This window comes from Paenibacillus rhizoplanae, from assembly GCF_042684125.1.
GTDB lineage: Bacteria > Bacillota > Bacilli > Paenibacillales > Paenibacillaceae > Paenibacillus_AQ > Paenibacillus_AQ rhizoplanae.
In genome coordinates this window covers 132769-153869 of sequence record NZ_JBHUKY010000077.1, presented here as the reverse complement: position 1 = coordinate 153869, position 21101 = coordinate 132769, and the positions used below count along the sequence as shown (strand labels likewise).

General features: G+C 51.0%; 21 protein-coding genes and 1 pseudogene. 14 read left to right on the top strand and 8 right to left on the bottom strand.

The window, feature by feature from the left end; translation table 11 throughout:
• Positions 1-145 precede the first annotated feature (145 nt).
• Genes ACFSX3_RS28535 through ACFSX3_RS28525 form a run of 3 tightly spaced genes read left to right on the top strand, consistent with a single transcriptional unit; the run spans position 146 to position 4193 of the window.
• Entirely contained in the window at positions 146-1735 is a 1590-nt protein-coding gene (locus ACFSX3_RS28535; protein WP_209992637.1) for a methyl-accepting chemotaxis protein, read from the top strand.
• Positions 1736-1757: 22 nt separating this feature from the next.
• The gene (locus tag ACFSX3_RS28530) at positions 1758-2183 is read left to right on the top strand and encodes a chemotaxis protein CheW (RefSeq protein ID WP_209992636.1); all 426 of its coding nucleotides are present in this window, start codon (positions 1758-1760) and stop codon (positions 2181-2183) included.
• A gap of 15 nt (positions 2184-2198) precedes the next feature.
• Entirely contained in the window at positions 2199-4193 is a 1995-nt protein-coding gene (locus tag ACFSX3_RS28525) for a chemotaxis protein CheW (protein WP_379256256.1), read from the top strand.
• A gap of 103 nt (positions 4194-4296) precedes the next feature.
• On the opposite strand, the gene ACFSX3_RS28520 is transcribed toward ACFSX3_RS28525, so the two are convergent.
• Entirely contained in the window at positions 4297-4665 is a 369-nt protein-coding gene (locus tag ACFSX3_RS28520; protein ID WP_209992635.1) for a hypothetical protein, read from the bottom strand.
• A gap of 167 nt (positions 4666-4832) precedes the next feature.
• Here ACFSX3_RS28520 and ACFSX3_RS28515 point away from each other — a divergent pair, with 167 nt between their 5' ends.
• The gene (locus tag ACFSX3_RS28515; protein WP_209992634.1) at positions 4833-5591 is read left to right on the top strand and encodes a CPBP family intramembrane glutamic endopeptidase; all 759 of its coding nucleotides are present in this window, start codon (positions 4833-4835) and stop codon (positions 5589-5591) included.
• A gap of 885 nt (positions 5592-6476) precedes the next feature.
• Here ACFSX3_RS28515 and ACFSX3_RS28510 read toward each other — a convergent pair.
• The 4 genes from ACFSX3_RS28510 to ACFSX3_RS28495 form a co-directional block, all read right to left on the bottom strand.
• Complete coding sequence (locus tag ACFSX3_RS28510) at positions 6477-7424, bottom strand: serine hydrolase domain-containing protein (RefSeq protein ID WP_209992633.1); 948 nt, start codon at positions 7422-7424, stop codon at positions 6477-6479.
• A gap of 325 nt (positions 7425-7749) precedes the next feature.
• Positions 7750-8394, bottom strand: a complete 645-nt coding sequence (locus tag ACFSX3_RS28505) for a hypothetical protein (protein WP_209992632.1) — start codon at positions 8392-8394, stop codon at positions 7750-7752.
• Between the two features lie 186 nt (positions 8395-8580).
• Positions 8581-9576 (bottom strand): anti sigma factor C-terminal domain-containing protein, encoded by a 996-nt coding sequence (locus ACFSX3_RS28500; RefSeq protein WP_209992631.1) that lies wholly within the window; start codon positions 9574-9576, stop codon positions 8581-8583.
• The gene (locus tag ACFSX3_RS28495; RefSeq protein ID WP_209992630.1) at positions 9577-10071 is read right to left on the bottom strand and encodes an RNA polymerase sigma factor; all 495 of its coding nucleotides are present in this window, start codon (positions 10069-10071) and stop codon (positions 9577-9579) included.
• A gap of 163 nt (positions 10072-10234) precedes the next feature.
• Here ACFSX3_RS28495 and ACFSX3_RS28490 point away from each other — a divergent pair, with 163 nt between their 5' ends.
• From ACFSX3_RS28490 to ACFSX3_RS28480, 3 genes are all read left to right on the top strand, one after another.
• Positions 10235-10777: a GNAT family N-acetyltransferase gene (locus tag ACFSX3_RS28490; protein ID WP_209992629.1), complete on the top strand. Its 543-nt coding sequence runs from the start codon at positions 10235-10237 to the stop codon at positions 10775-10777.
• Positions 10778-10884: 107 nt separating this feature from the next.
• On the top strand, positions 10885-11442 hold the full coding sequence (locus ACFSX3_RS28485; protein WP_209992628.1) for a hypothetical protein: 558 nt from the start codon (positions 10885-10887) through the stop codon (positions 11440-11442).
• A gap of 202 nt (positions 11443-11644) precedes the next feature.
• Positions 11645-12325, top strand: a complete 681-nt coding sequence (locus tag ACFSX3_RS28480) for a hypothetical protein (RefSeq protein ID WP_209992627.1) — start codon at positions 11645-11647, stop codon at positions 12323-12325.
• A gap of 111 nt (positions 12326-12436) precedes the next feature.
• On the opposite strand, the gene ACFSX3_RS28475 is transcribed toward ACFSX3_RS28480, so the two are convergent.
• From ACFSX3_RS28475 to ACFSX3_RS28465, 3 genes are all read right to left on the bottom strand, one after another.
• Entirely contained in the window at positions 12437-13213 is a 777-nt protein-coding gene (locus ACFSX3_RS28475; protein WP_209992626.1) for a helix-turn-helix domain-containing protein, read from the bottom strand.
• A 16-nt stretch (positions 13214-13229) separates the two neighbouring features.
• Positions 13230-13811 carry a LysE family translocator gene (locus ACFSX3_RS28470; protein WP_209992660.1) on the bottom strand — a complete coding sequence of 194 codons (582 nt, stop codon included), beginning with the start codon at positions 13809-13811 and terminating at the stop codon, positions 13230-13232.
• Between the two features lie 62 nt (positions 13812-13873).
• Positions 13874-14164 (bottom strand): DUF6199 family natural product biosynthesis protein, encoded by a 291-nt coding sequence (locus ACFSX3_RS28465; protein ID WP_379256264.1) that lies wholly within the window; start codon positions 14162-14164, stop codon positions 13874-13876.
• 111 nt (positions 14165-14275) lie between these two features.
• On the opposite strand from ACFSX3_RS28465, the gene ACFSX3_RS28460 reads away from it, so the two are divergent.
• The 7 genes and pseudogenes from ACFSX3_RS28460 (at position 14276) to ACFSX3_RS28430 (ending at position 20968) form a co-directional block, all read left to right on the top strand.
• The gene (locus ACFSX3_RS28460) at positions 14276-14965 is read left to right on the top strand and encodes a response regulator (protein ID WP_209992625.1); all 690 of its coding nucleotides are present in this window, start codon (positions 14276-14278) and stop codon (positions 14963-14965) included.
• Positions 14962-15966 carry a sensor histidine kinase gene (locus ACFSX3_RS28455; protein ID WP_209992624.1) on the top strand — a complete coding sequence of 335 codons (1005 nt, stop codon included), beginning with the start codon at positions 14962-14964 and terminating at the stop codon, positions 15964-15966. The genes ACFSX3_RS28460 and ACFSX3_RS28455 overlap by 4 nt, the downstream gene beginning before the upstream one ends.
• 98 nt (positions 15967-16064) lie before the next feature.
• Positions 16065-16820, top strand: a complete 756-nt coding sequence (locus ACFSX3_RS28450; RefSeq protein ID WP_209992623.1) for an ABC transporter ATP-binding protein — start codon at positions 16065-16067, stop codon at positions 16818-16820.
• Positions 16817-18760: an FtsX-like permease family protein gene (locus ACFSX3_RS28445; protein WP_209992622.1), complete on the top strand. Its 1944-nt coding sequence runs from the start codon at positions 16817-16819 to the stop codon at positions 18758-18760. Before ACFSX3_RS28450 ends, ACFSX3_RS28445 begins: the two co-directional genes overlap by 4 nt.
• A gap of 142 nt (positions 18761-18902) precedes the next feature.
• A pseudogene (locus ACFSX3_RS28440) lies at positions 18903-19241 on the top strand (Rpn family recombination-promoting nuclease/putative transposase); the annotation flags it as partial.
• A gap of 42 nt (positions 19242-19283) precedes the next feature.
• On the top strand, positions 19284-20009 hold the full coding sequence (locus tag ACFSX3_RS28435; protein ID WP_209992620.1) for an MOSC domain-containing protein: 726 nt from the start codon (positions 19284-19286) through the stop codon (positions 20007-20009).
• 20 nt (positions 20010-20029) lie between these two features.
• Positions 20030-20968, top strand: a complete 939-nt coding sequence (locus ACFSX3_RS28430; protein WP_209992658.1) for an ArsR/SmtB family transcription factor — start codon at positions 20030-20032, stop codon at positions 20966-20968.
• Positions 20969-21101: the final 133 nt, after the last annotated feature.

Below are 21101 nucleotides of genomic sequence, written 5' to 3'. Positions count from 1 at the left end.
AAATATGCAATTTCAAATTTATGATATTAATTTTTTAGTATAAAATGTCGAAATATAGCTAAAGATGTCCCGTCGGCTGATGGGGGAGTGTAAGAATAACGCCGACCAGAAGGACGCTAAGATGTTAACTACAGGGGGAAGCCACATGAAATGGTTCGGAAACTTGAAAACAGCCACAAAAATTGTCTCTGCTTTTCTGATCGTCTCTTTAATCCTGGCAGGACTTGGAGTCTATTCGGTCTTATCCCTGCGCAGCAACAACCTGAATATGAAAGAGATGTACAGCAATAACCTGATTTCCGTCAGAGATCTGTCTGCCGCCGAGATCAGCTATCAGCTTAACCAGGTCTATACGCGGGATATGAGCAACACCACGGATGCCGTCAAGATTGCCGATTATGGGGACAAGATTGCGTCTGGCCGTCAGGATATTGTACAGAAGATGGAAAACTACCGGCCGCTTGCGACTACAGTACGGGAGCAAGAGCTGCTGGCTGCTTTTGACAAAGAATATGAAATCTATGAAAAGCTGTTTGATGAGGCGCTGGTTCTGGCGGGTCAGGACAATGTAGCGGCATTTAATACCTTTCTGACCACAAAGCTGGGCGTACAGGGGGAGAAGGTGCTCAGTAATATGGATGGTCTGATCAAGGCGAATGTTGAACTGGCGGAGGAAGCGAACAACCATTCACAGTCAGCCTATTCTTCAGCGTTCACCCTTACGATATCAGTGGTCATAGCGGCTGTCATCCTCAGTATTATCATTGGTTATCTGATCGCAAGGTCGATCTCCAGACCTCTGATGAAGATGCTATATGTGACCACCGAGGTGGCTAATGGCAACCTGACGATACAATCGGATATTACCACCAAGGATGAGGTAGGACAGCTGGCGGCGGCACTCAACCGGATGGTGGATAACCTGAAGGAATTGATCAACGGAATTGTGATGAACTCGCAGAGCGTAGCCGCCTCTTCCGAACAGATCTCAGCAAGCACCCAGGAGATTGCCGGGACCAGTACGAACCAGTCGGCAGCCGCTACCAATATTACCGAGCTGTTCAAGGAGCTGTCGCTGGCTATTGATTCAGTTGCCTCCAGTGCCGAGGAAGCAGCAGAGCTCTCCAATGATACCGTCCGCACCGCCCGGGAAGGCGGATATGTGGTGGAGACTTCGCTGCAGGGGATGCAGACCGTTAATCACCAGATGAAGCAGCTTGAAGACGACTCCAGCAAAATCGGGGATATCATCGAAGTGATCGACGATATCGCCGAGCAGACCAATCTCCTGGCCCTGAATGCTGCGATTGAAGCGGCGCGTGCCGGAGAACAGGGGCGCGGCTTCGCCGTGGTGGCGGACGAGGTCCGCAAGCTTGCCGAACGCAGCAGCGATGCCACGAAGGAGATTACGAAGATCATCAAGGTGATGCAGGAGAATACGAAGCAGAGCGTCCGGGCGGTAGCGGAGAGTGTGGAGCAGTCTTCGATGACCAGCCAGGCTTTTGAACAAATTATAAGTATGGTGAACAATTCTTCGCTTAAGGTTAATGAGATTGCTGCGGCCTGCGAAGAGGAATCCGCCCAGGCTGCTGAGGTGATGAGCTCGGTTCAATCCATTGCCGCCTCCAGCGAGGAGTCTGCAGCGGCTTCTGAGGAGACGGCAGCTACCTGCCAGGCTCTGGCTCTGTTATCTGAGGACTTAGCCCAGTCGGCTGCCGCCTTCAAAACTCATTAATCCTACAGACCGAGGTGAAGTTATGTCATCCTTACAGAAGGAACAATATATCGAGCTTGCTGTAGGAGCCGAGACCTGTGCCATACGTATAGAAGAAATTCATGAGATTATCAAAATGCTCAGCATTACAGATATCCCCTTCAGCCGGAATGAAGTGAAGGGCGTAGTCAATCTGCGCGGGAAAGTGGTCTGTGTAATGAGCCTGCGCAATCTGCTCGGTATGGCTGATGAGCCATACACCCGGAATACAAGAATTATTGTTGTCAACTACCGGCAGGAATTCGTCGGACTCATTGTGGACAAGGTGAACAAAGTGACTACGTATACCGAAATTCATCCCCCCACAGGCGGACATAGCCGGGGACGTGATGCGGTGTTCCACGGAGTGGGTCAACGGGATGATCAGCTGGTTGGCATTTTGAAGCTCGAAGAAATATTGGGCGGGTGAAAAGGGGAACAAGCAATGATGATGGAACTGTCTGCCTACCGCGATATATTTATAGAAGAGCTGAATGAGCAATTGGAGCGGATCGACCAGTCGCTGCTCGCACTGGAGCATGCTCCGACCGCAGAGCTGATCCAGACGATATTCCGGGCAGCCCATACGATCAAAGGCTCGGCATCGACGATGGGCTTCCGCGAGATGAGCGATCTCACGCATGAGGTGGAATATGCGCTGGAATGGGTGAGGGAGAAGAAGCCGGAGATTACCGGCATTCTGATCGACACGCTTTTCCGGGCGCTGGACGCCATGAAGCTGCTGCGCAGCCAATATGTCAGCGGCGGGGAATTCACAGATTGCAGCGCAGTGGTTGCGGAGATCAAGGCATTGATTAATAAGCCGGCCGAAGCGCAGCCGGTCCGGCTTCCGGTCTTAGATGCAGCGGAGCGGCTACAGGCGGAAGAGGCCGTGGCAGCGGGCTATTCGCTGCTGGCCCTTGTAGTTACCCTGAGAGAGGACTGCCAGATGAAGGCGGCCCGGCATTATATCCTTTTGCAGCGTATAGAAGAGGTCTGCGGGCCAGTGATCGCTACTGCATTAGCACCGCCGCCAGCGCCTGGAGCCGATGAAGATGTACGCTACAGCCAGTTTGCTGTAGTGGCAGCGTCTCCACGCGAGATCCGGCAGGTGTCCGAGCAGCTGGCAGGGGAGACAGATGTCGAGAGTATTGTCATTACACCGTTCGTGCCCGAACCTGCTGCCGGTACTGACATCCAGACCACGTCAGTACCGGTGCTGACAGAATCTTCGTCCTCTACTACGGGCAAGGGCAAGTCCCATGAGGTACAGTCAACGGTCCGGGTGAGTGTAGAGCGGCTGGACCATTTAATGAACCTGGTGGGAGAGCTGCTGATCGAGCAGACCTCTCTGGCCGATCTGAGCACTGCGGGACAACGGAATGATCCTGCAAAGGTTCTGCCTGATATCGGCTCCATATCAGATCATATGGGCGGGATTATCAAAGAGCTTCAGGAAGGGGTCATGAAGACCCGGATGCTGCCGATGGATCAGCTGTTTAACCGTTTTCCGCGGCTGGTCAGGGATTTGGCCCAGAAGCTGGGCAAGGATATTGAACTGCAGATTCAGGGAGGCGAGACCGAGCTGGACCGGATGATCATAGAAGAGCTGAGTGATCCGCTAATCCATCTGATCCGCAACAGCGCCGATCACGGCATTGAGAGCCCGGAGGTACGGGTGCAGCAGGGCAAAGCTCCGAAGGGCAGGATTACGCTTACTTCTTTTCATGAGGAGAATCAGGTGGTAATTCGTCTGGAGGATGATGGACAGGGCATCGATGCCGCCCGAATTACAGCCTCTGCGCTCAGTAAAGGCATCATCACAGAAGAGCAGGCAGGGTACTTATCCGCGCAGGAAGCCGTCAGCCTGATCTTCGAGCCGGGCTTCTCCACGGCCTCCGAAGTCAGCGAAGTGTCAGGGCGGGGTGTGGGAATGGACATCGTCCGCAGTCAGATCGGACGTCTCAACGGAATCATAGATATCCAGACCGAGCCGGGGGCAGGCACTCTGTTCACGATCCGCCTGCCGCTTACACTCGCTATTATCAAGGGGCTGCTGGTTAATGTATCCGGGTGTGTGCTGATCCTCCCGATGTATAATGTGGCCGAGATTGTGCGGATCTCCCCCGAAGAGATTCAGGTCGTTCAAGGGGAGCAGGCGATCATCAACCACGGGCGGATTGTTCCGCTCTCCTGGCTCAGAGACAAGCTGCATTATCCGCGTACAGAGCGCCGCTCTAAGACAATACCGCTTGTGATTGTAAGGTCTGTTGACCGGATCGCTGCGTTCGCTGTCGATGAGATCATCGGCAATCAGGAGGTGGTCATCAAGTCCCTAGGCGCGTATCTGGGAACGATGAACCATCTGTCCGGGGCAACGATCCTGGGCAATGGCCGGGTCGCTCTGATTCTGGATGCCTCTTATCTTGTTAGCCATTGATTACATCCCATTGCCGCAGGCTAGGCCAAAAAACCGGAAAAGTCGCAGCAGCCTGCGGCCCTTCCGGTTTTTTGGGTTTTAGTCGAAGGAGAGAGAGAGAGGTCTACTTCCAGTTTCTCAAAGACCTTGGGCTCTTGAACTGCAGCTCAATGGCCTGCTGGTTCAAATGAAGCTCGGCCATATACGCCTTGATCTTAACCTGAAGCGTATGCAGCATTTCGGTATGCATATCATCTATACGGTCCTCGTTACAGAACGCTGAACAAGCCAGATAGCCGTCTGTATAAGATTTGGTGTCATCCACTACCGTATTCAGTTTTTCTTTGTAGATCCGTTTTACCGGTCCGCTCTCCGGCTTTATCTCGTAATAGCGGTTCGTTTCCACCAGCAGACGCCAATGATTAACCTCAAGGCCATAGGTATCCTTTTCCAGCTGCACGGTCACTTTGAAGATTTTGATAGGACTGTTCATGTTGTTGTTCCATTCTCATTGCGGGATTCAGAGATTATAGCATGTACAGACCACATTGCCCACTGGAAGATTATATAGATATCGTATAATTTGGCATCATAACATACAATTAATCCATTATTGTCCTGAAGCGGCAATACGTTAGCCTACTATAAAGGAGATCTGAAATGAAAAACACTGCTGCACAAGGACGCCCGCTCGTTTACTCGCTGGTATGGGGAGTGGTCCTGACCCTGGTTGTATCCGTTGCTTCCGCTGTAGCCACGATTATGGAGTTCGGCGACATGGGGATACGGAATGCCCAAGCCTGCGCCTTCCTGGTTATGGGTATTATTGTAACCCTCTATATGAAAAGAAAGGATTCCTCGCTCGTCAGCTTTGGCTTCCGCAAGCTGGAGAGCAAGCCGTCCAGAGCGGTGCTGTTCTACATCCCACTCCTCCTTATTGCGGTTGCCCAGCCGCTGATGAATGGAATCAATGTAGAGCTTGGGGCGCCTGAAGTGATCAGCATCATCGTTATGACGCTGCTGGTAGGCTACACCGAGGAGGCTATTTTTAGAGGAGTGATCTGGAATTATCTGAGATTCAAAGGACCGTTCTTCTATATTATATTCTCGTCCATCTTCTTCGGGGTTCTGCATATGGCTAACGCCTTTGGCGGAAATGATCTTATACATACGCTTCTCCAGGTTATCAATGCGCTGCTGCTGGGCTGTGTGCTCGCTTTGCTGATAGAGACAGGCCGGAATATTGTTCCGCTGATCGCGTTCCACTTTATTTACGATGCACTGGCCATGGTCAGCATTGAGAATCTGGAGCGTGAGGTACTAATCGTCTCTATTCTTAATATTCTGTATCTCGTCTATGGAATTTATCTGCTCATGGTATTAATCCGTAAGCACAGAAATAATCGTCTCAACCTATAGACACACCGGCCAGTCTGGGGGAGAAATCTTCAGTCTGGCCGATATTTTTCCGGCAAAATGATAGCGCATACAAGATATTAAGCAGCTAACGGGAGTAAATAATCCGTAAACGAAGCAATTTTTAGAGATAGGCACTTTATTTACAATCCTCCTGAAATATCGCAGATTCTGCGGGGATATGCAGGTTTTTGAAAGTTTAAATTTAAGTATATCTCAGGTATAATGTAGACATCACCACAGGAACCACAGCAGGAACCACAGCAACAAGAGCCCCAAGCATTACAAGTGGTACCGCAGGTGATGGTCTCATTCCTAAATTTAGCAATGAATGAAGGAAAGGAGAGAGCCCCGATGTACTAGCGTTAGCGAAGCATGCCGGAATCGGCTGCTGATGAAGAAGGTGGATGATAACATCTTCTGGCAGATCGTGGGTATGCGGGAACCCAAGAAGCAAATCTTTAAATTGGAAGAAGAACGAAGCTAATTATTGAAGCAAGAGAAGGTTCTTGCGGAAGAAAGAGCGTGATTCCAATGAAAAAGGTTAGCGAAGCGTACAACTGCGATTCATCACAGTAGGGAAAACGTCCGTGAAAACGTTTTTCGTGAAATCGTGTACGCGGGAATCCACCCCATATGCATGACATGGAGCAACACTCCGAAATGGAGCGAACGGGCAACACGGAAGCATGAAGGAAACATGAAATTGAGAACAATCACCATGTCAGGGATATGGCTTTTGTTACTTGGAGGAAATGATTGAATTGAATAGCGTAATCAACACATGAATCCCCGGGCCTTAAGCAATTAGGCAGCGGGGATTTGTGCGTATGTACATAATGGACCCCCGGGACTTGCCCGGGAGTCCCACATCAATCAGGCGCAAGCTTAAATAGATCCCAGTAAAGGTACGATATAGTCACGGAACACATCTGCCGGAGGATTATTCTTCCCGCGCTTGTTATCCTGGGTCAGCACAGTGACAAGCTGAAGCTCCGGCACTACATATATGAATTGTCCGGCATACCCGCGGGCGTAATAGTAGTCTACCAAACTGGATTCTCCGGCTGCTGAGCTGCAGGACAGGGCATCTGTCCACCAGTGCCAGCCGTAGCCGCCGTGGCGGGGAGGCTCCGTGTGCATGACTGGCTGTACCGAACGTGCAGTCCATCTGCCGGAGATGATCTGCGAATCCTTCCATACTCCCTGCTGCAAATAGAGCTGTCCGAAATTCAGCAGGTCCACTGGCCGCAGCTTCAGCCCGAAGCCGCCGGTATGGATACCCTGGGGGTCCGATTCCCAGTCATAGTCCCGGATGCCGAGCGGCCCGAAGAGAACTTGTTCGGCATAGCTGGCTGTGCTCTGTCCTGTGGCTTGTACCAGAATGGAAGACAGCAATTGCGAGATTCCTGAATTGTATTCCATCCGGGTGCCCGGCTCATCCGCCAGCGGTTGCTCCAGCACATAATTCACCCAGTGTGGGGTGCGGGTCATCTTCGGGAAGGAGTTGGCCCCGCCGAACTCCTTCCAGCGAAAGCCAGCGGACATCGTTAGCAACTGTTCGAGCGTAATGTCCTGCTTGCGCGGATCTGCATCGCGCCGGATCTGCGGGAAGAAATCGCGGAGCGGCGCCGCAGGGCCGGGAAGCAGACCTTGGTCCATGGCGATGCAGATTAGCGCGGAGAGTATGCTTTTGGTACAGGAATTGATCTTCGCCAGCTCGGATGCCGTCTGCTGATCCCGGTAATGCTCGAAGATCAGCTTGCCTTGCTGCTGAATCAGACAGCTTCGCAGCTTCAGCGGCGCAAGCGAAGCCGATAGTGTGGACAAGTTCATAGAGGAATTATCCTTTCGGTAATATATACGGCCACCACGGAACTACGCCGCCCGGCCGAGTTTGCTCCTAACGGACCTGAGAGACCTTATTCCCCGGAAACACCACGTTTTGCGGTTTAACGGACAGAGTGGACCTTATCGTCTCTCTACGAGAGGTTTAAGAGTAGAAATTCCAAGAATAAGCTCCATGGGGTCCGTTCCTTTGCCCGAGAGGTTACTTTTACCCGGATTACGTGCTCCTCAGTCCGTTACGCCTTGCCAAACGCCCGAATGAACAACTCCCCTCATCATCTGGGAAAGGCTCTTGAAGGGGGGGAACCAGCAATTATGCTAATCCGAAATGCGCCTCAATCTTGGTGAGCATCTCTTCTTTGGTGGTCCGGGCATTTCTTATATAATACTGGACATGCTGCTGTCTTGCTTGCTGTAGAGATTTGCGGGTATTCGCAATGATTCCGTCCAGTGTCTCGCGCTTGGCGCGTTCCGGGTCTGACAGGGTAGGGAAGAGATCCAGCATTCCCCGCAGATGATCCCGGTTGAAGTAATCCCGGCGAATCAATTCATCCTCCGCATATAAGTACACGATCTGCCTAGTATCGGCTATACTCTTCAGGAACTCCGGGGCTATATCCGTATCGACTATTATCGGCTTGCTGTTACCCATCTGCAGCAGCTCCAGCAGGATGAATTCAATGCTTTCCTCCGCCGCAGAGACCAGCCACTGATTCCTGTCGTTGCCTTGACCGAGGAAATACCATTCCCAGTCTACGAAATACCTTAGAATAGCCGGATGGTCCTGCGGATTAGCGAGCTGTTTATATTCAAACGCATGCTCATCGGAAGAATAGAAATTCATTCCCCGCTTGGTTGATATCAGCTCTGCCATAGTGCTTTTACCCCCGCAGGGTCCTCCACAGATCCAGTACACATGCTTCAGATATTGCTTCAATAACCGCTCAGAAATTCTCACTGTTCATTCCCCCTGTAAATGATTAGTTAGCAGTAAGGGGATACTCTGATTCTGTTAGCATGAAATGTCCAGGTTGCCGGCATCTGCATACACCACCTTTGATGGATTTCCCTGTATTATCTCAATCTAATGCAAGGATGTCCAATTCATGCTTCGCCTTGACGAGAGATCTCTAATAGCCGCAGCTTAGTTAGGAAGCGCTATTGCATTAGAGACGACACCGAAGGTGGAGCCTTTAATATAAGCCTGATTCTGCAGAGCTTCCAGCTGTTTAGCAGTACCGGTTACGACTACACCAATAACTGTAATATCGCCCGGTTCCAGAATATCATTATCCCCGGCCAGGCTCTCATGAACCTGATCTGCTTCCCAGGTGAAGTTCTTACCCTGCTTCCGCAGCTGTTCGACACTGTTAATGAAGGAGTCTACACCGCCGTAGGGAGCAAACTGCTCTCCATGGAATCCGTAGATGATCATCGAATCGGCTGCGATGGTCTGGCGCGTTTCTTTCAGGTATTTTTTATACGAGGGAGTATAGGCATCCGCCCAGAACCAGACAGGCTGTACCCCGGCAGGCAGAAGCTTCTGCGTCTCATCCAGCGTGTAGGCATGGTCAAAAGACAAGGCCAGCTCCACCAAAGTATCGTCTCCGAGCTGCTTCAGCAGACGGATGCTGTCCTCATACGAATCATACTGGATCTCAGGATGATAAAAGACCATTTCCCGGTCACCAGTAGCAGAGTTGTAACGGGGATATGAGGAGGAAGGGCGCAGCTTTTCCGGCGGCGAAATTGCTCCAGATGCGCCGTATCTTCCGGTGGAGCGGCCCCATAAATTATAGGATTCCTCGATGGTCTCCCAAATATAAGGTTTATTTCCTAGCCATTTGTAAGTCTGGTTGTAGGTTTCGCCTCCAAAGCTATCCAATTTCAACGACTGGTTGCTGAGATGAACATTAGGGGCGCTGATCTCGTTTTTCCAGAGAATTTCAGATTGTACCTTGTCTCCCTGGTTCAGTCTCAAGTGGTAGAGGCCATACCAGATAACGGCAAGTATAACCGGGGTCACAACTACAATGATTCCAATGGTTTTCAGGGTGGAACGGAGTCTGGCTTTTCTGATGAGCTGCTGAGTCTTTTTCCCTCCGAGAATAAACGGGTCCTGCTCCTGATTCTGTTCCATTTAAATGCCCTCCTTATAATGTTTGATGAATTTGTTTTTGGCGCGTGTGACATGTGTCTTGAGCGTATTCTCATTCATACCGTAGAGGGAGGAGAGCTCCTTGTAGGTCAGATTCAACTCATATTTGAGGATTAGCAGCTCCTGATGCTGCTCAGAGAGCAGAGCCAGTGTGTCGCGGATCGTCTGTGCGGTTTCCCTCCTCAGCAGCTGGATCTCCGGCAGATGGGTCAAGGAAAGAAGCTGAATATCGTCAGCATCAACCGTAGGATGGCGTTTGTCTTTTCGCTTAAGGTCATAGAACTGATTCGTCGCGACACGGAACATCCAGCCCATAACCTGCTTGGAGCCGATCCCGTCCTGATAGACCAGATATTTGTAACAAGTGTCCTGAACGATATCTTCAGCGTCCTCGCGGGCAAGTCCGCGTTTCCTCAAGTACCGGTATAGCAAAGTTCCCGCTTGCTGCAGAAAGTGATGAATGGTTTCTTTGGCCATGTCTTGCCCCCTTCCCCTATACAACGCTAAGCTCCGTGAAAAGTTTACAGTAGCCTGTACATTCTGTATTCCTTAATTAAAATTGTTCAATACCGGCAACCGCTCCAGCACTTCAGTTAATATAATATCAGTATGTGAAATATTAGCTGGACGGAGGGTATCAATGGTTCAGGATCATGAATTGCTGATTCGGCCAATAGCTGAAGGCGATCTGCCCAGGCTGTGGGAGCTTGTGTATAAAGAGGAAGCGCCGGAATGGAAGAAATGGGATGCGCCTTATTATGAACATAAGCGTATCTCCTGGGAAGAGTATTGCGGGAAGCGAGCCGAAATTATTGGCTGTGTGAACAATTGGGTAATAGAAGTAGAGGGCGTTGTTATAGGCGATGTCAGCTACTACTGGGAGCATGAGCCGTCATACTGGCTGGAGATGGGGATTGTCATCTATGAGCCTGTCTATTGGAGCAGCGGTTACGGGACCAGAGCTCTCAAGCTGTGGATCGGTCATTTATTTACTAGCCTTCCGCTAGTCCGTGTCGGCTACACCACCTGGTCCGGCAATGAGCGCATGATGAAAGCAGGAATGAAGCTGGGCATGACGATGGAGGCCAGGCTGAGAAAATGCCGCTATTATAACGGAATATTCTATGATTCTATCCGAATGGGGCTACTTAGAGAGGAGTGGGAGGATACGTTGAGAGAGTAAATATGAATGTTTGTGAAAAAAGACACAATTTCGTGAAAATTATCACGTTGTATTCATAAAATTTTAATATATAATAAAGTTAACTTAAAGAAACAGGGGGAATTAAAATGAAATTATTCAAAGTATTAGTAGTAGCAGGGGTATCGGTAGCATTGTTGTCGGGTTGTGGATCGGATAAAAACAATGCAGACAAAGGGGCAGCAGCGACAACTGCACCAGCAGCTACAGAAAAGGCAGATGCAGTAACATCCGCTTCAATCGTAAATCAGGCAGATGCTTTCATTAGTGCAGTAAGCGACAAGGGAACCTGGATTGTTGCAGTGCTGAACGATCTGACCGTGGACAAGGATGTAGTGGTGGCAGGTGAATTCCACGACAAGAACGATACAGCTAAGCCAATCTACCGTAAGTTGGCCCTGTACGCACAGGATGCAGACCACAAAGTTACAGCTTCTTACACCCTTACAGCACCGAAGGTAACTGTACAGAGCGAGAACTTCCGCGTTCAAGGCGGTACGATCAAAGGTGATGTATATGTAGAAGCTAACGGCTTCAACGTGTACAAGGATGCTACAATCGACGGCAACCTGTACTTCTCCAGCGAAGATGTGAAGGCAACGGCTGTGCTTGAAGGTAAAGTAACCGGAGCTACTGAAGTTAAATAATATAATTCATAGCATAGATGTGAATGACATAAGCCAGCAGATGAAGGCCCACTTGGAGCCTAGTCTGCTGGCTTTTTGCATGAAATAAATAAATGTTTACAGCTTGCTGAAGGGGTACTTTTGTAATCTGACCGGAAATATTCTATAGTTAGATGGAAGCCATTGTAAGCGTAAACACTTTGGATTGGGGATGTATACAGAGATGAAAACTACCCGTAGATGGGGGATAACGGCCGGAGTGATTCTTGCTTCAGTAGTGGTACTCTATATCTTATTATATATGTATGAAAAACCAGGCGGCTGGTCTGACCGGCGGATGTCGCAAGCCTTAGGACTGGAGCAGACCCTCCAGATTCCGCTTGGCGGCAGCCCGGAGGAAGCCGTACGGTTGTTCCGAGAGTCTGACTCCATGACGGTGGTGCATGAGGAGACTGTCGGCAGGGGAGCGCTTGTGTTCCTTACCCAGTCAGGCCAGCAGGAAGGCGGCGATCTTCAGGTAGAGTATGTCCGCAAAACTTGGCTTGGATGGAAGTGGGTCTGGGGAGCAGGGTATGGACCCGGAGAAGAGCCTTCCCTTGCGGCTATGAATTATATGAGGGTACCTGAAATAGAGCAGGTCTCCACGCCGTTTCCCATGGTATTCGGAGAGTTGCTGGACCCGGCCATTGAGAAAATTATTGTTAAGCAGAAGGAAGCCGGGACGGACAAATCCGAAGCGAAGCTGATTACGGCGGCATCCGGCCGGACGATCTGGTTTGCTTTTCAGCCGGCAACTGCGGGCGTTCCGTTCGAGATTGAAGGACTGGATCAGGCCGGGAAGATTATTGCAACCAAGGTTATTACAGATGTCCGGGGGAGCGGGACAATGGGTTCAAGCAGGTGAACCATTCAAGTGTAGGATAATAAAGAAGGGCTGTCCAAGTCATGAAAATGACGAGGGCAGCCCTTCTTTATTGGAATGCTTCAACAGGAGATCTTTTTAACGGGCCCCCGCTTAATTTTGCAAATGCCGCCTATACTTATAAGCCGTGATGCCATACACACTTTTGAAATGCCGGTTCAGATGGGTCAGGTCCGTGAAGCCGAATTCAGCCACTGCGGAATAGATGTCCCTGTTCTTCTCGATGAATTGCTTGGCGTGTTCGACCTTGCAGTTCAGGAAGAATTGATAGGGAGAGGTTCCGGTATGGGCTTTGAACTCGCGGATGAACTGGTATTTGGATAGATTGAACTCCCGCGCGAGGTCGTCGAGCTTCAGTACCTGGTCCAGGCTGCAGTACATCATTTCTTTGGCTTTGTTGACAAAAGCATTGTTAATCCGCCGCGGCGTCTGTATTTCCGTATGGGACAAGCGGTTGACCAGCCGGATAAGCAGCTCGCTGCTAAGTGACTCGTCGGCCCCGCTCTGGACAGCGTGACTGAGGTTACAGATGCAATGTGCCAGCTCACTGTCATAGACGATCGGAGTGGTGAAGCGCAGTTCCTGTTGGCCCAGAAGCTCTGCTATCAGGTCAGGCTTGATATACAGCATAACGTAGTCGATGCCCTCCCGGTCATAAGAGCTGCCGTCATGAATCTGCTCCGGGTTGAACAGCATAACCCCATTCCTATGCGAAGCCTGGAAGCTGCCGTCCAGTGTATATTGCTGAATGCCGCGCAGGGTAACGCCGACGGCGTATTCTTCGTGGCAATGCTTTTTGTAGGTGAAATCCGTCATGCTGGCCGATAAGGCGAGGATCTCTGCTGACTTTTTATAATTGAATTGCTCCACTTGAATCACCGCCGCTCTATATAATACCGGATACCATTACCGCAGAGTATACTAGAAACAGAGCCATCATACTATTCATCACCCGCTGATGCCGCTGCAGAAAGCTCTTGAATATGGAGCCGAATACAACCCAGGCGGTAAAGGCCAGGAAACCGATCACAGTAATAACTATGACGAAAAGGAAGGTTGCTGCGGGCGAGCGATAATAGGGCATAACATAACTTGGGATCACGGTCAGCGTGAACAGCAGCACCTTCGGATTGGCGAATTGCATCAGCAGCCCGGAGAGGAAGCCGGAGGCCTGCTGACCCGCGGCTTCAGAACGGCCCTTCCTATACACCTGATAAGCAAGGTAAAGCATATACAGGCTGCCGATGATCTGCATGATGCCAAGAAGTTGCGGGAGAATGCCTGCCAGCAGGCGGTTCAGCAGCGCGGATGCGGCAAGAAGCAGTCCGAACGCGAGTGTGGCTCCGCCGACGTATCCCATTGTTTTCCTGGCCCCATAGTGCTGCACAGAGGAGAGGATCACAATATTGGTCGGGCCGGGTGTGAAAGTAACCACGATACAATAGATGATAAAAGAAAGGATATTCATGATGACCTCCGGTGTAAGTAGTTCCATGAATATACACCGGTACCGGGAATGGCTATAGTACATTATTGCAGCTCGCTATTCCAGTAGCCGAGAGCACTCCATATTGTCAATATCCCCATCACCATGACGAATGATCCCATCCATAAGGCCACTGCCCCTCTGAAGCGCATGGAGCTGATATAGGCGTCACTGGGTTCACTATCTCCTTTCGTTTTCCAGCCCTCACTCATCTGCCAGGTGAAGGTAGGGTGTCTGCGCACATATAAGGCAAATAAGTTGATTGCAATTCCAAATAGCAAGAAGAAGATTCCTGCAAAAGTTCCGATGATAATCAGCTCCTTAGTAAGTTTCAAATGTTTAGCCGTTAGTATCTAATACGTTACTTGGCTTAGGGGAGGTTTCACAAATATAATAAACGTGAAGTATAATAGTCGGATAGTATTTCTTCTGAAGGAGAGTCCTTTGTGTTCAAAATAATGCTAATCGAAGATGATATCACTCTGTTCGGGGAGATTAAGGAGAGGCTTGCCCAATGGTCCTATGAGGTTTACGGGATTACAAATTTCGGTAAGGTACTGCAGGAGTTCTCGGAGGTGAAGCCCGACCTGGTGGTGATTGATATCCAGCTGCCGCAGTTCGACGGGTTCCACTGGTGCCGGATTCTGCGCAGCCACTCCAAGGTGCCGATTATTTTCCTCTCCTCCCGGGACCATCCGAGCGATATGGTGATGTCGATGCAGCTGGGGGCCGATGATTTCATTCAGAAGCCGTTCCACTTCGAGGTGCTGATTGCCAAGATTCAGGCCATCCTCCGCCGGGTCTATAATTACAGCAAGGAAGGCACGGAGCTGAAGACCTGGCGCGGAGCGGCGATTGAGTTCGTGAAGAATACGGTTACGGGGAGCGGGGGAGCGGCGCTGCTCACGAAGAATGAGATGCTGATTCTCAAAATCCTGCTGGAGCGCAAAAACAGCATTGTGGAGCGTGAGGAGATTATCACCAGCCTGTGGGACAACGAGCATTTTGTCAGCGATAATACGCTGACTGTGAACGTGAACCGGCTGCGCAAGAAGCTGGAGCCGCTCGGTCTGGATGCCTACATAGAGACTAAGGTGGGGCAAGGGTATATGGCGACTGAAGAGGCGGAAGAATGATAAGGAAATACATCACCGAGAAGCGGAGCTGGCTGCTCCTGCTGGCCGTCCTCCAGCTGATTATTATATTCGTGGCCTATATTGATTCTGCAATCCCGCTGCTGCCGGTCCTGTACATTGTGCTGTTGAATACGATGCTCTGTCTGGCCTTCGTCTACCTGCGGTATTCCCGGGAGACCCGGTTCTACAGGAGCCTTGCCTCCTGGGATCAGATCTATGAGCTGCAGGCGGTCCTCGATCCGGGTAGTCCGATGGAGCGGCTGGTCCATGAGGCGGTCAGCGCCCAGACGGACCGTTACAAGCGCGAATCCTCCGTGAATGTCGGGCTGCTGGAATCGGAGAAGGACGAACTGCTGGCCTGGATACATGAGGTCAAGACCCCGCTGACAGCCATGCAGCTCATGATAGAACGCCTGCCGGATGAGACGCTGCAAAGACAGATGATGTACGAATGGCTGCGCATCCACCATCTGCTTGACCAGCAGCTGCATCAGAAGCGGATTCCCTTCATCCGCAATGATCTGTTCATTGAGAAGGTCGGTCTTGCTCCTATTCTTAATAAGGAGATCCGGGCACTGAAATCCTGGTGTATCTCCAAACGCATCGGCTTCGATGTGGAGCTTGAAGCTGAAACGGTACTTACAGACGGCAAATGGCTGGCCTTCATGCTTCGGCAGCTCCTGACCAATGCTGTGAAATACAGCGAAGCCTCCGATATCGTCATTCGGAGCCGTGAAGAGGGCGGCCATGTTGTGCTTGTCATTGAGGACAGCGGCCAGGGGATGGACCCCAGGGATCTGCCGCGCATCTACGATAAGGGCTTCACCTCATCGCGCTTCCGCCAGGAGGGGGCAGCTACCGGCATGGGGCTGTACCTGACCCGGCAGGTTGCGGAACCGCTGCAGATCAGACTTCACGCTGCTTCCGTGCTTGGGCAGGGGAGTGTATTTACGCTGACTTTTCCAAGGGAAAATGACTTTCAGCGCCTAACAGGTATGTGACAATAGTGTCACATGCCTGTTCCATTTGTTCGGCGAAGCGCAGGAAAATGATCCTCCACGAGCTTATGATAGAGCTATAGAAAAGGAGTGGGGAACAGATGCTTATCATGCAGGCTAACAAAATCTATAAAACCTATGGCAACAAATTCAATAAACAGGAAGTTCTGAGGGGCATTGATCTTCAGGTCGACAAGGGCGAGTTCGTAGGAATCATGGGTCCGTCCGGGTCCGGCAAAACGACGCTGCTGAACGTTCTCTCCTCGATTGACCGGGTAAGCAAGGGCACGATAGAAATTGAGGGCAAGGAATTCACCGGGATGAAGGAGAAGCAGCTCGCCGAGTTCCGCAAGCATCATCTCGGGTTCATTTTTCAGGATTATAATCTGCTCGATACCTTGACGGTCAAGGAGAATATCATGCTGCCGCTGTCGATTACAGGCATGTCCAAGAAGGAGGCGCATCAGAAATTCGACCAGGTAGCAGGCGAGCTGGGAATCTATGAGCTGAAGGACAAATATCCGGCGGAGATCTCCGGCGGGCAGAAGCAGCGTACGTCTGCGGCGCGGGCGTTCGTGCATGATCCGAGCATTATTTTTGCCGATGAGCCTACGGGAGCCTTGGATTCCAAATCTGCGTCTGATCTGCTGAACAAGCTGGCCGCCATGAACAGCAAGCGTGAAGCTACCATTGTCATGGTTACGCATGATGCCGTTGCCGCAAGCTACTGCAGCCGCGTGGTCTTCATCCGGGACGGGCAAATCTATACCCAGCTGAACAAGGGGGAGGAGTCGCGGCAATCCTTCTTTAATGATATTATCAGCACCCAGGGCGTACTTGGTGGTGTCACGCAATGAGTCTGAATTATATTATCCTGCGGAATCTCAAAAAGAACATTAAGAACTATTATCTCTACGTGTTCGCGCTTATTTTCAGTGTGGCCCTGTACTTCTCCTTCGTGACGCTGCAGTTCGACCCGGCCATGCAGGAGGTCAGCGGTTCGATCAAAGGCGGGGCTGCCATCGGCGCATCCTCTGTCCTGCTGGTTGCGATTGTGGCCATCTTCCTGCTCTATGCGAACACCATCTTCATCAAGCGCCGCAGCAAGGAGATCGGGCTGTTTCAGCTGATCGGGCTGACCAAGAGCAGAATCTTCGTGCTGCTGAGCGCCGAGAATCTGATTCTATATTTCGGATCGATGTTCGCGGGGATCGGTGCAGGGTTCGTGATGTCACGGCTGATCCTGATGATTCTGTTCAAAATCCTGGAGGTCGATCAGGTCGCTGCGCTGCGCTTCTCCCCCGAGGCCCTGCAGCGGACAGTGCTGGTTTTTGCCGCCGTGTATATGCTGATTATGATTATGAATTACACCTTCATCCGGGCCCAGAGCATTCTGTCGCTGTTCAAGGCTACGGCCACTTCCCAGACTCGTATTCAGAGAATGTCCCTGTGGGAGGTTGTGATCGGCCTGCTCGGGATCATCAGTATCTGCGGAGGTTACTATATCTCCGGGGAGTTGTTCAGCGGCAAATTCGTTGGAATGAACGCACTGATGTTTGCGATGATCGCCATCCTCGCCCTGGTGATTGTCGGAACCTATCTGTTCTACAAAGGCTCAGTCAGCTTCCTCTTCAATCTCATCCGCCGCAGCAAAAAGGGTTACCTGTCCATTCGGGAGGTATTATCGCTCTCTTCCATTATGTTCCGGATGAAATCGAATGCCCTGCTGCTGACGGTCATCACCACGGTATCCGCGCTGGCGATCGGTCTGCTCTCTCTGAGCTATATCTCTTATTATTCGGTGGAGTCCTCCGCGCGAGAGAGCTCGCCGCATGATTACGGCTTCCTTCAGAAGGCCGATGAGGCAGGAGTCCGGGAGGGGCTGGATCAGGCCGGCATAGGTTATACCACTCTGGAGATTCCAACGGTGCAGGTAGAGGTGGATCTTAAGGAGGTCATGGATACTAAAAATTTCCCCAACAATGACACCAGTCTATTGGCTACCGTGATCAGTGAGAGCAGTCTGGAAAACATGGATTTGCAGCGGGGCGAGGTACGGATTATGGGGTACACGACTACGAAACAAACCATGCTTAAGCTGAAGGATAAGGGGGAACTCGACTTCTCTACCAAGAATGGTGTTATTAAGCAGCAACTTGCGGGTTTATCAGAGGAAGCGGTGCTGCCGTACTATTTTGGCGGAGGGATTCTGGGGGTGTTCGTGGTGGATGATTCTGTCTTCCAGGAATTGCTCCAGCATAAAGACCCGGATGAGCAGAAAAGAGTGAGTGGTGCAGGAATCTATTACGGTATAAATCTTAGCTCATCCTCACAGGCTAAGCAGGCGTACGAAATTTATAAGCAGCAAAAGCCGGAGCTGCAAAGCTTCTCGCAATATGAATTTGAGTTCAACCAGCGGACCAATATGGGCCTCATTATGTTCATTGTCGGCTTCCTGGGCCTGACGTTCCTGATTACCTCTGGCTGTATTCTCTACTTCAAGCAGATGGATGAGAGCGAGGAGGAGCGGGAGGGATATACGATCCTGCGCAAGCTGGGCTTCACCCAAGGGGATCTCCTGAGCGGCATCCGGTTCAAGCAGCTGTTCAATTTCGGTATTCCGCTGATTGTCGGCCTCTGCCACAGTTATTTTGCGGTAAAATCCGGTTGGTTCTTCTTCGGGACCGAAATGTTGACCCCGATGTTCGTAGTGATGGGGCTGTACACCGTGCTGTATTCAATCTTCGGCCTCCTGTCGGTCCTGTATTACAAGCGGGTGATTCGGGAATCGCTGTAAATATGTTTAACTAAAAGGATAGCCTTGGGGCTGTCCTTTTCTTTTTTTGAGGATTATAATACTACTGCTGTTTTCATCCAAAAGTGTTCAGTTCTTGCCTTACGCAAAACAGGCAGCGATAATGGTATAAGACTGAACCGTAGCAGACCAATCCAAATGGGAGGTGCTGACGACGAATGAACCTGTGCTTAAGAAGGCCAGGAACACGTTGGAGTTTCTGAGTCAGAACGAGGAAGCCCGCAGACAGTACGAAGCGCGTCAGCGCTATTTACATGACGAGGCATCGATGTATGAAGCGGCAAAGGTGGCCGAGGCCAAGGGATGGGCTGAAGGCGAGGCTAATGGTAAAGCGGAGGGGAAGGCAGACGCTCAAAAAGAAACCGCTCATAAGCTGCTTGCTCTAGGTATAGAGCTATCTGTTATTGCTGAGGCAACGGGTCTATCGGTAGAAGAGATTCAGAAGTTAAAGCCGTTACAGTAAAAGTGGCAGAGCTAACAGATTATAGACAGAAGAGGTGGGGGCGTGTCGGTTACAGTTGGGCAGATTAGGTCGATTAACCGTTATCCGGTGAAATCCTTTGCGGGGGAGGCGCTGGAGGCCTGTAAGGTTGTATCTTACGGAGTGGAGGGGGACCGGTATTGTTCCTTTTATGATATGACCAAAAAAGACTGGTCCCAGTATATCACTGCCCGTAAGATTCCCAAGATGATGTCCTATAAGGCGGAATATGCGGGGGAAGATATCCGTGTGACGGCTGCGGATGGCCGGGTGTTCGGCTGGGATCAGGAGCTGCTGGATGAAATTCAAAGTCTGACCTCCACCGAAATTACGATGTCTGCATTCAAGGCACCACACCCGGAGGAGAAGCACCCGGAGCTGTTATCGGTAGATGGGGCCAGTATTCTGCTGGTGACTGATAAAAGCCTGAAGAAGCTGGAAGCCCTATGGGGCAAGCCGGTCGATCAGCGCCGCTTCCGGGGCAACTTCCTCGTGGAAGTGAGTGAGGACTCGCCCGGGGAGGAAGAGTGGCTCGGCCGCCGTCTGTCGATTGGCAGTACGGTACTGCAAGTGGATAGCTATTGTGAGCGCTGTGTGATGATTACCACGAACCCGGATACCCTCGAACGGGACAGCTCCCTGTTGAAGCAAGTCTACAAAGAGCTGAAGCAGCAGTTCGGTGTCTACGCTTCAGTTATCACTCCGGGAGAGGTCCGGCTGGGTGATCAGGTAGTGATGCAGGATAACTAAGTTGGACTGAGGTGAACGAAATGCTGGAGTTGTCCATGGAACATGCGGATGAGCTGGTGAAGGTGACACATGCGCTCTCTACGGAGCTAAGACTCCGAATGCTGGCGCTGCTTAACAGCCGGAGAATGAATGTGGCGGAGCTGGCGGAGGCGCTGGAGATTCCGGTATCCACGGCAGCTTCCAATGTGAAGGTGCTGGAGCAGGCAGGGTTGATTGAGACGGAGCTGCTGCCCGCTTCACGCGGGGCGATGAAGGTATGCAGCCGGATTTATGATGATATCAAGATCACGATCAATGCTCCGCAGCGCCGCCTCCAAGCCGATCAAGGTGAATATTGCTATGAGATATCTATGCCGATCGGCAATTTCACAGCCTGTGAAGTGGCACCTACCTGCGGGATGGTCAGTGAGTACGGTCCGATTATTACGGAGGATTCACCGGCGGGATTTTTTCATCCGGACAGGGTACAAGCCCAGCTGCTCTGGCTGCGCAAGGGCTACCTCGAATACCGCTATCCGCTTGAGATTCCGCAAGGAGCGGTGCTTCACCGGATTCAGTTCTCCATGGAGATCTGCTCTGAGGCACCGAATTATGAGAATGACTGGCCTTCGGATATCACACTGTGGATTAACCAGGTAGAGGTAGGGACTTGGACCTCGCCCGGTGACTTCGGCGGCAGACGCGGGAAGCTGAATCCCTCGTGGTGGATCGATACGGTAACCCAGTTCGGCGCACTCAAGACCTGGAGCGTAGACAATATACGCAGCACCATTGATCATCAGGAGCTATCCGCTGTTAAGCTGGAGCAATTAAAGCTTACTCGGCAGAACCACGTGGATCTGCGGCTGGGCGTCAAGGAGGATGCCAGATACAAGGGCGGCATGAACCTGTTCGGCAAAAAGTTCGGTGATTATGAGCAGGATCTGGTGATGAAGATTTTTTATAGTGTTGAGCCTTAGACGATAATTAAACTGAACTAAGTATTTTATTTGCGGAGAAGAACCTGCTGCTTACGGCGAAGGTTCTTTTTTGCGTCATCATTGACATTTCAGCAGATTCTGCAATAATTAGTACATATTTATTGTATTAAAA

Coding starts and splice junctions, on each gene's coding strand:
- ACFSX3_RS28455 (WP_209992624.1), top strand. CDS start 14,962: ATGATAAGGAAATACATCACCGAGAAGCGGAGCTGGCTGCTCCTGCTG.
- ACFSX3_RS28520 (WP_209992635.1), bottom strand. CDS start 4,665: ATGAACAGTCCTATCAAAATCTTCAAAGTGACCGTGCAGCTGGAAAAG.
- ACFSX3_RS28430 (WP_209992658.1), top strand. CDS start 20,030: ATGCTGGAGTTGTCCATGGAACATGCGGATGAGCTGGTGAAGGTGACA.
- ACFSX3_RS28500 (WP_209992631.1), bottom strand. CDS start 9,576: ATGGAACAGAATCAGGAGCAGGACCCGTTTATTCTCGGAGGGAAAAAG.
- ACFSX3_RS28510 (WP_209992633.1), bottom strand. CDS start 7,424: ATGAACTTGTCCACACTATCGGCTTCGCTTGCGCCGCTGAAGCTGCGA.
- ACFSX3_RS28515 (WP_209992634.1), top strand. CDS start 4,833: ATGAAAAACACTGCTGCACAAGGACGCCCGCTCGTTTACTCGCTGGTA.
- ACFSX3_RS28495 (WP_209992630.1), bottom strand. CDS start 10,071: ATGGCCAAAGAAACCATTCATCACTTTCTGCAGCAAGCGGGAACTTTG.
- ACFSX3_RS28530 (WP_209992636.1), top strand. CDS start 1,758: ATGTCATCCTTACAGAAGGAACAATATATCGAGCTTGCTGTAGGAGCC.
- ACFSX3_RS28450 (WP_209992623.1), top strand. CDS start 16,065: ATGCTTATCATGCAGGCTAACAAAATCTATAAAACCTATGGCAACAAA.
- ACFSX3_RS28480 (WP_209992627.1), top strand. CDS start 11,645: ATGAAAACTACCCGTAGATGGGGGATAACGGCCGGAGTGATTCTTGCT.
- ACFSX3_RS28445 (WP_209992622.1), top strand. CDS start 16,817: ATGAGTCTGAATTATATTATCCTGCGGAATCTCAAAAAGAACATTAAG.
- ACFSX3_RS28490 (WP_209992629.1), top strand. CDS start 10,235: ATGGTTCAGGATCATGAATTGCTGATTCGGCCAATAGCTGAAGGCGAT.
- ACFSX3_RS28535 (WP_209992637.1), top strand. CDS start 146: ATGAAATGGTTCGGAAACTTGAAAACAGCCACAAAAATTGTCTCTGCT.
- ACFSX3_RS28485 (WP_209992628.1), top strand. CDS start 10,885: ATGAAATTATTCAAAGTATTAGTAGTAGCAGGGGTATCGGTAGCATTG.
- ACFSX3_RS28470 (WP_209992660.1), bottom strand. CDS start 13,811: ATGAATATCCTTTCTTTTATCATCTATTGTATCGTGGTTACTTTCACA.
- ACFSX3_RS28525 (WP_379256256.1), top strand. CDS start 2,199: ATGATGATGGAACTGTCTGCCTACCGCGATATATTTATAGAAGAGCTG.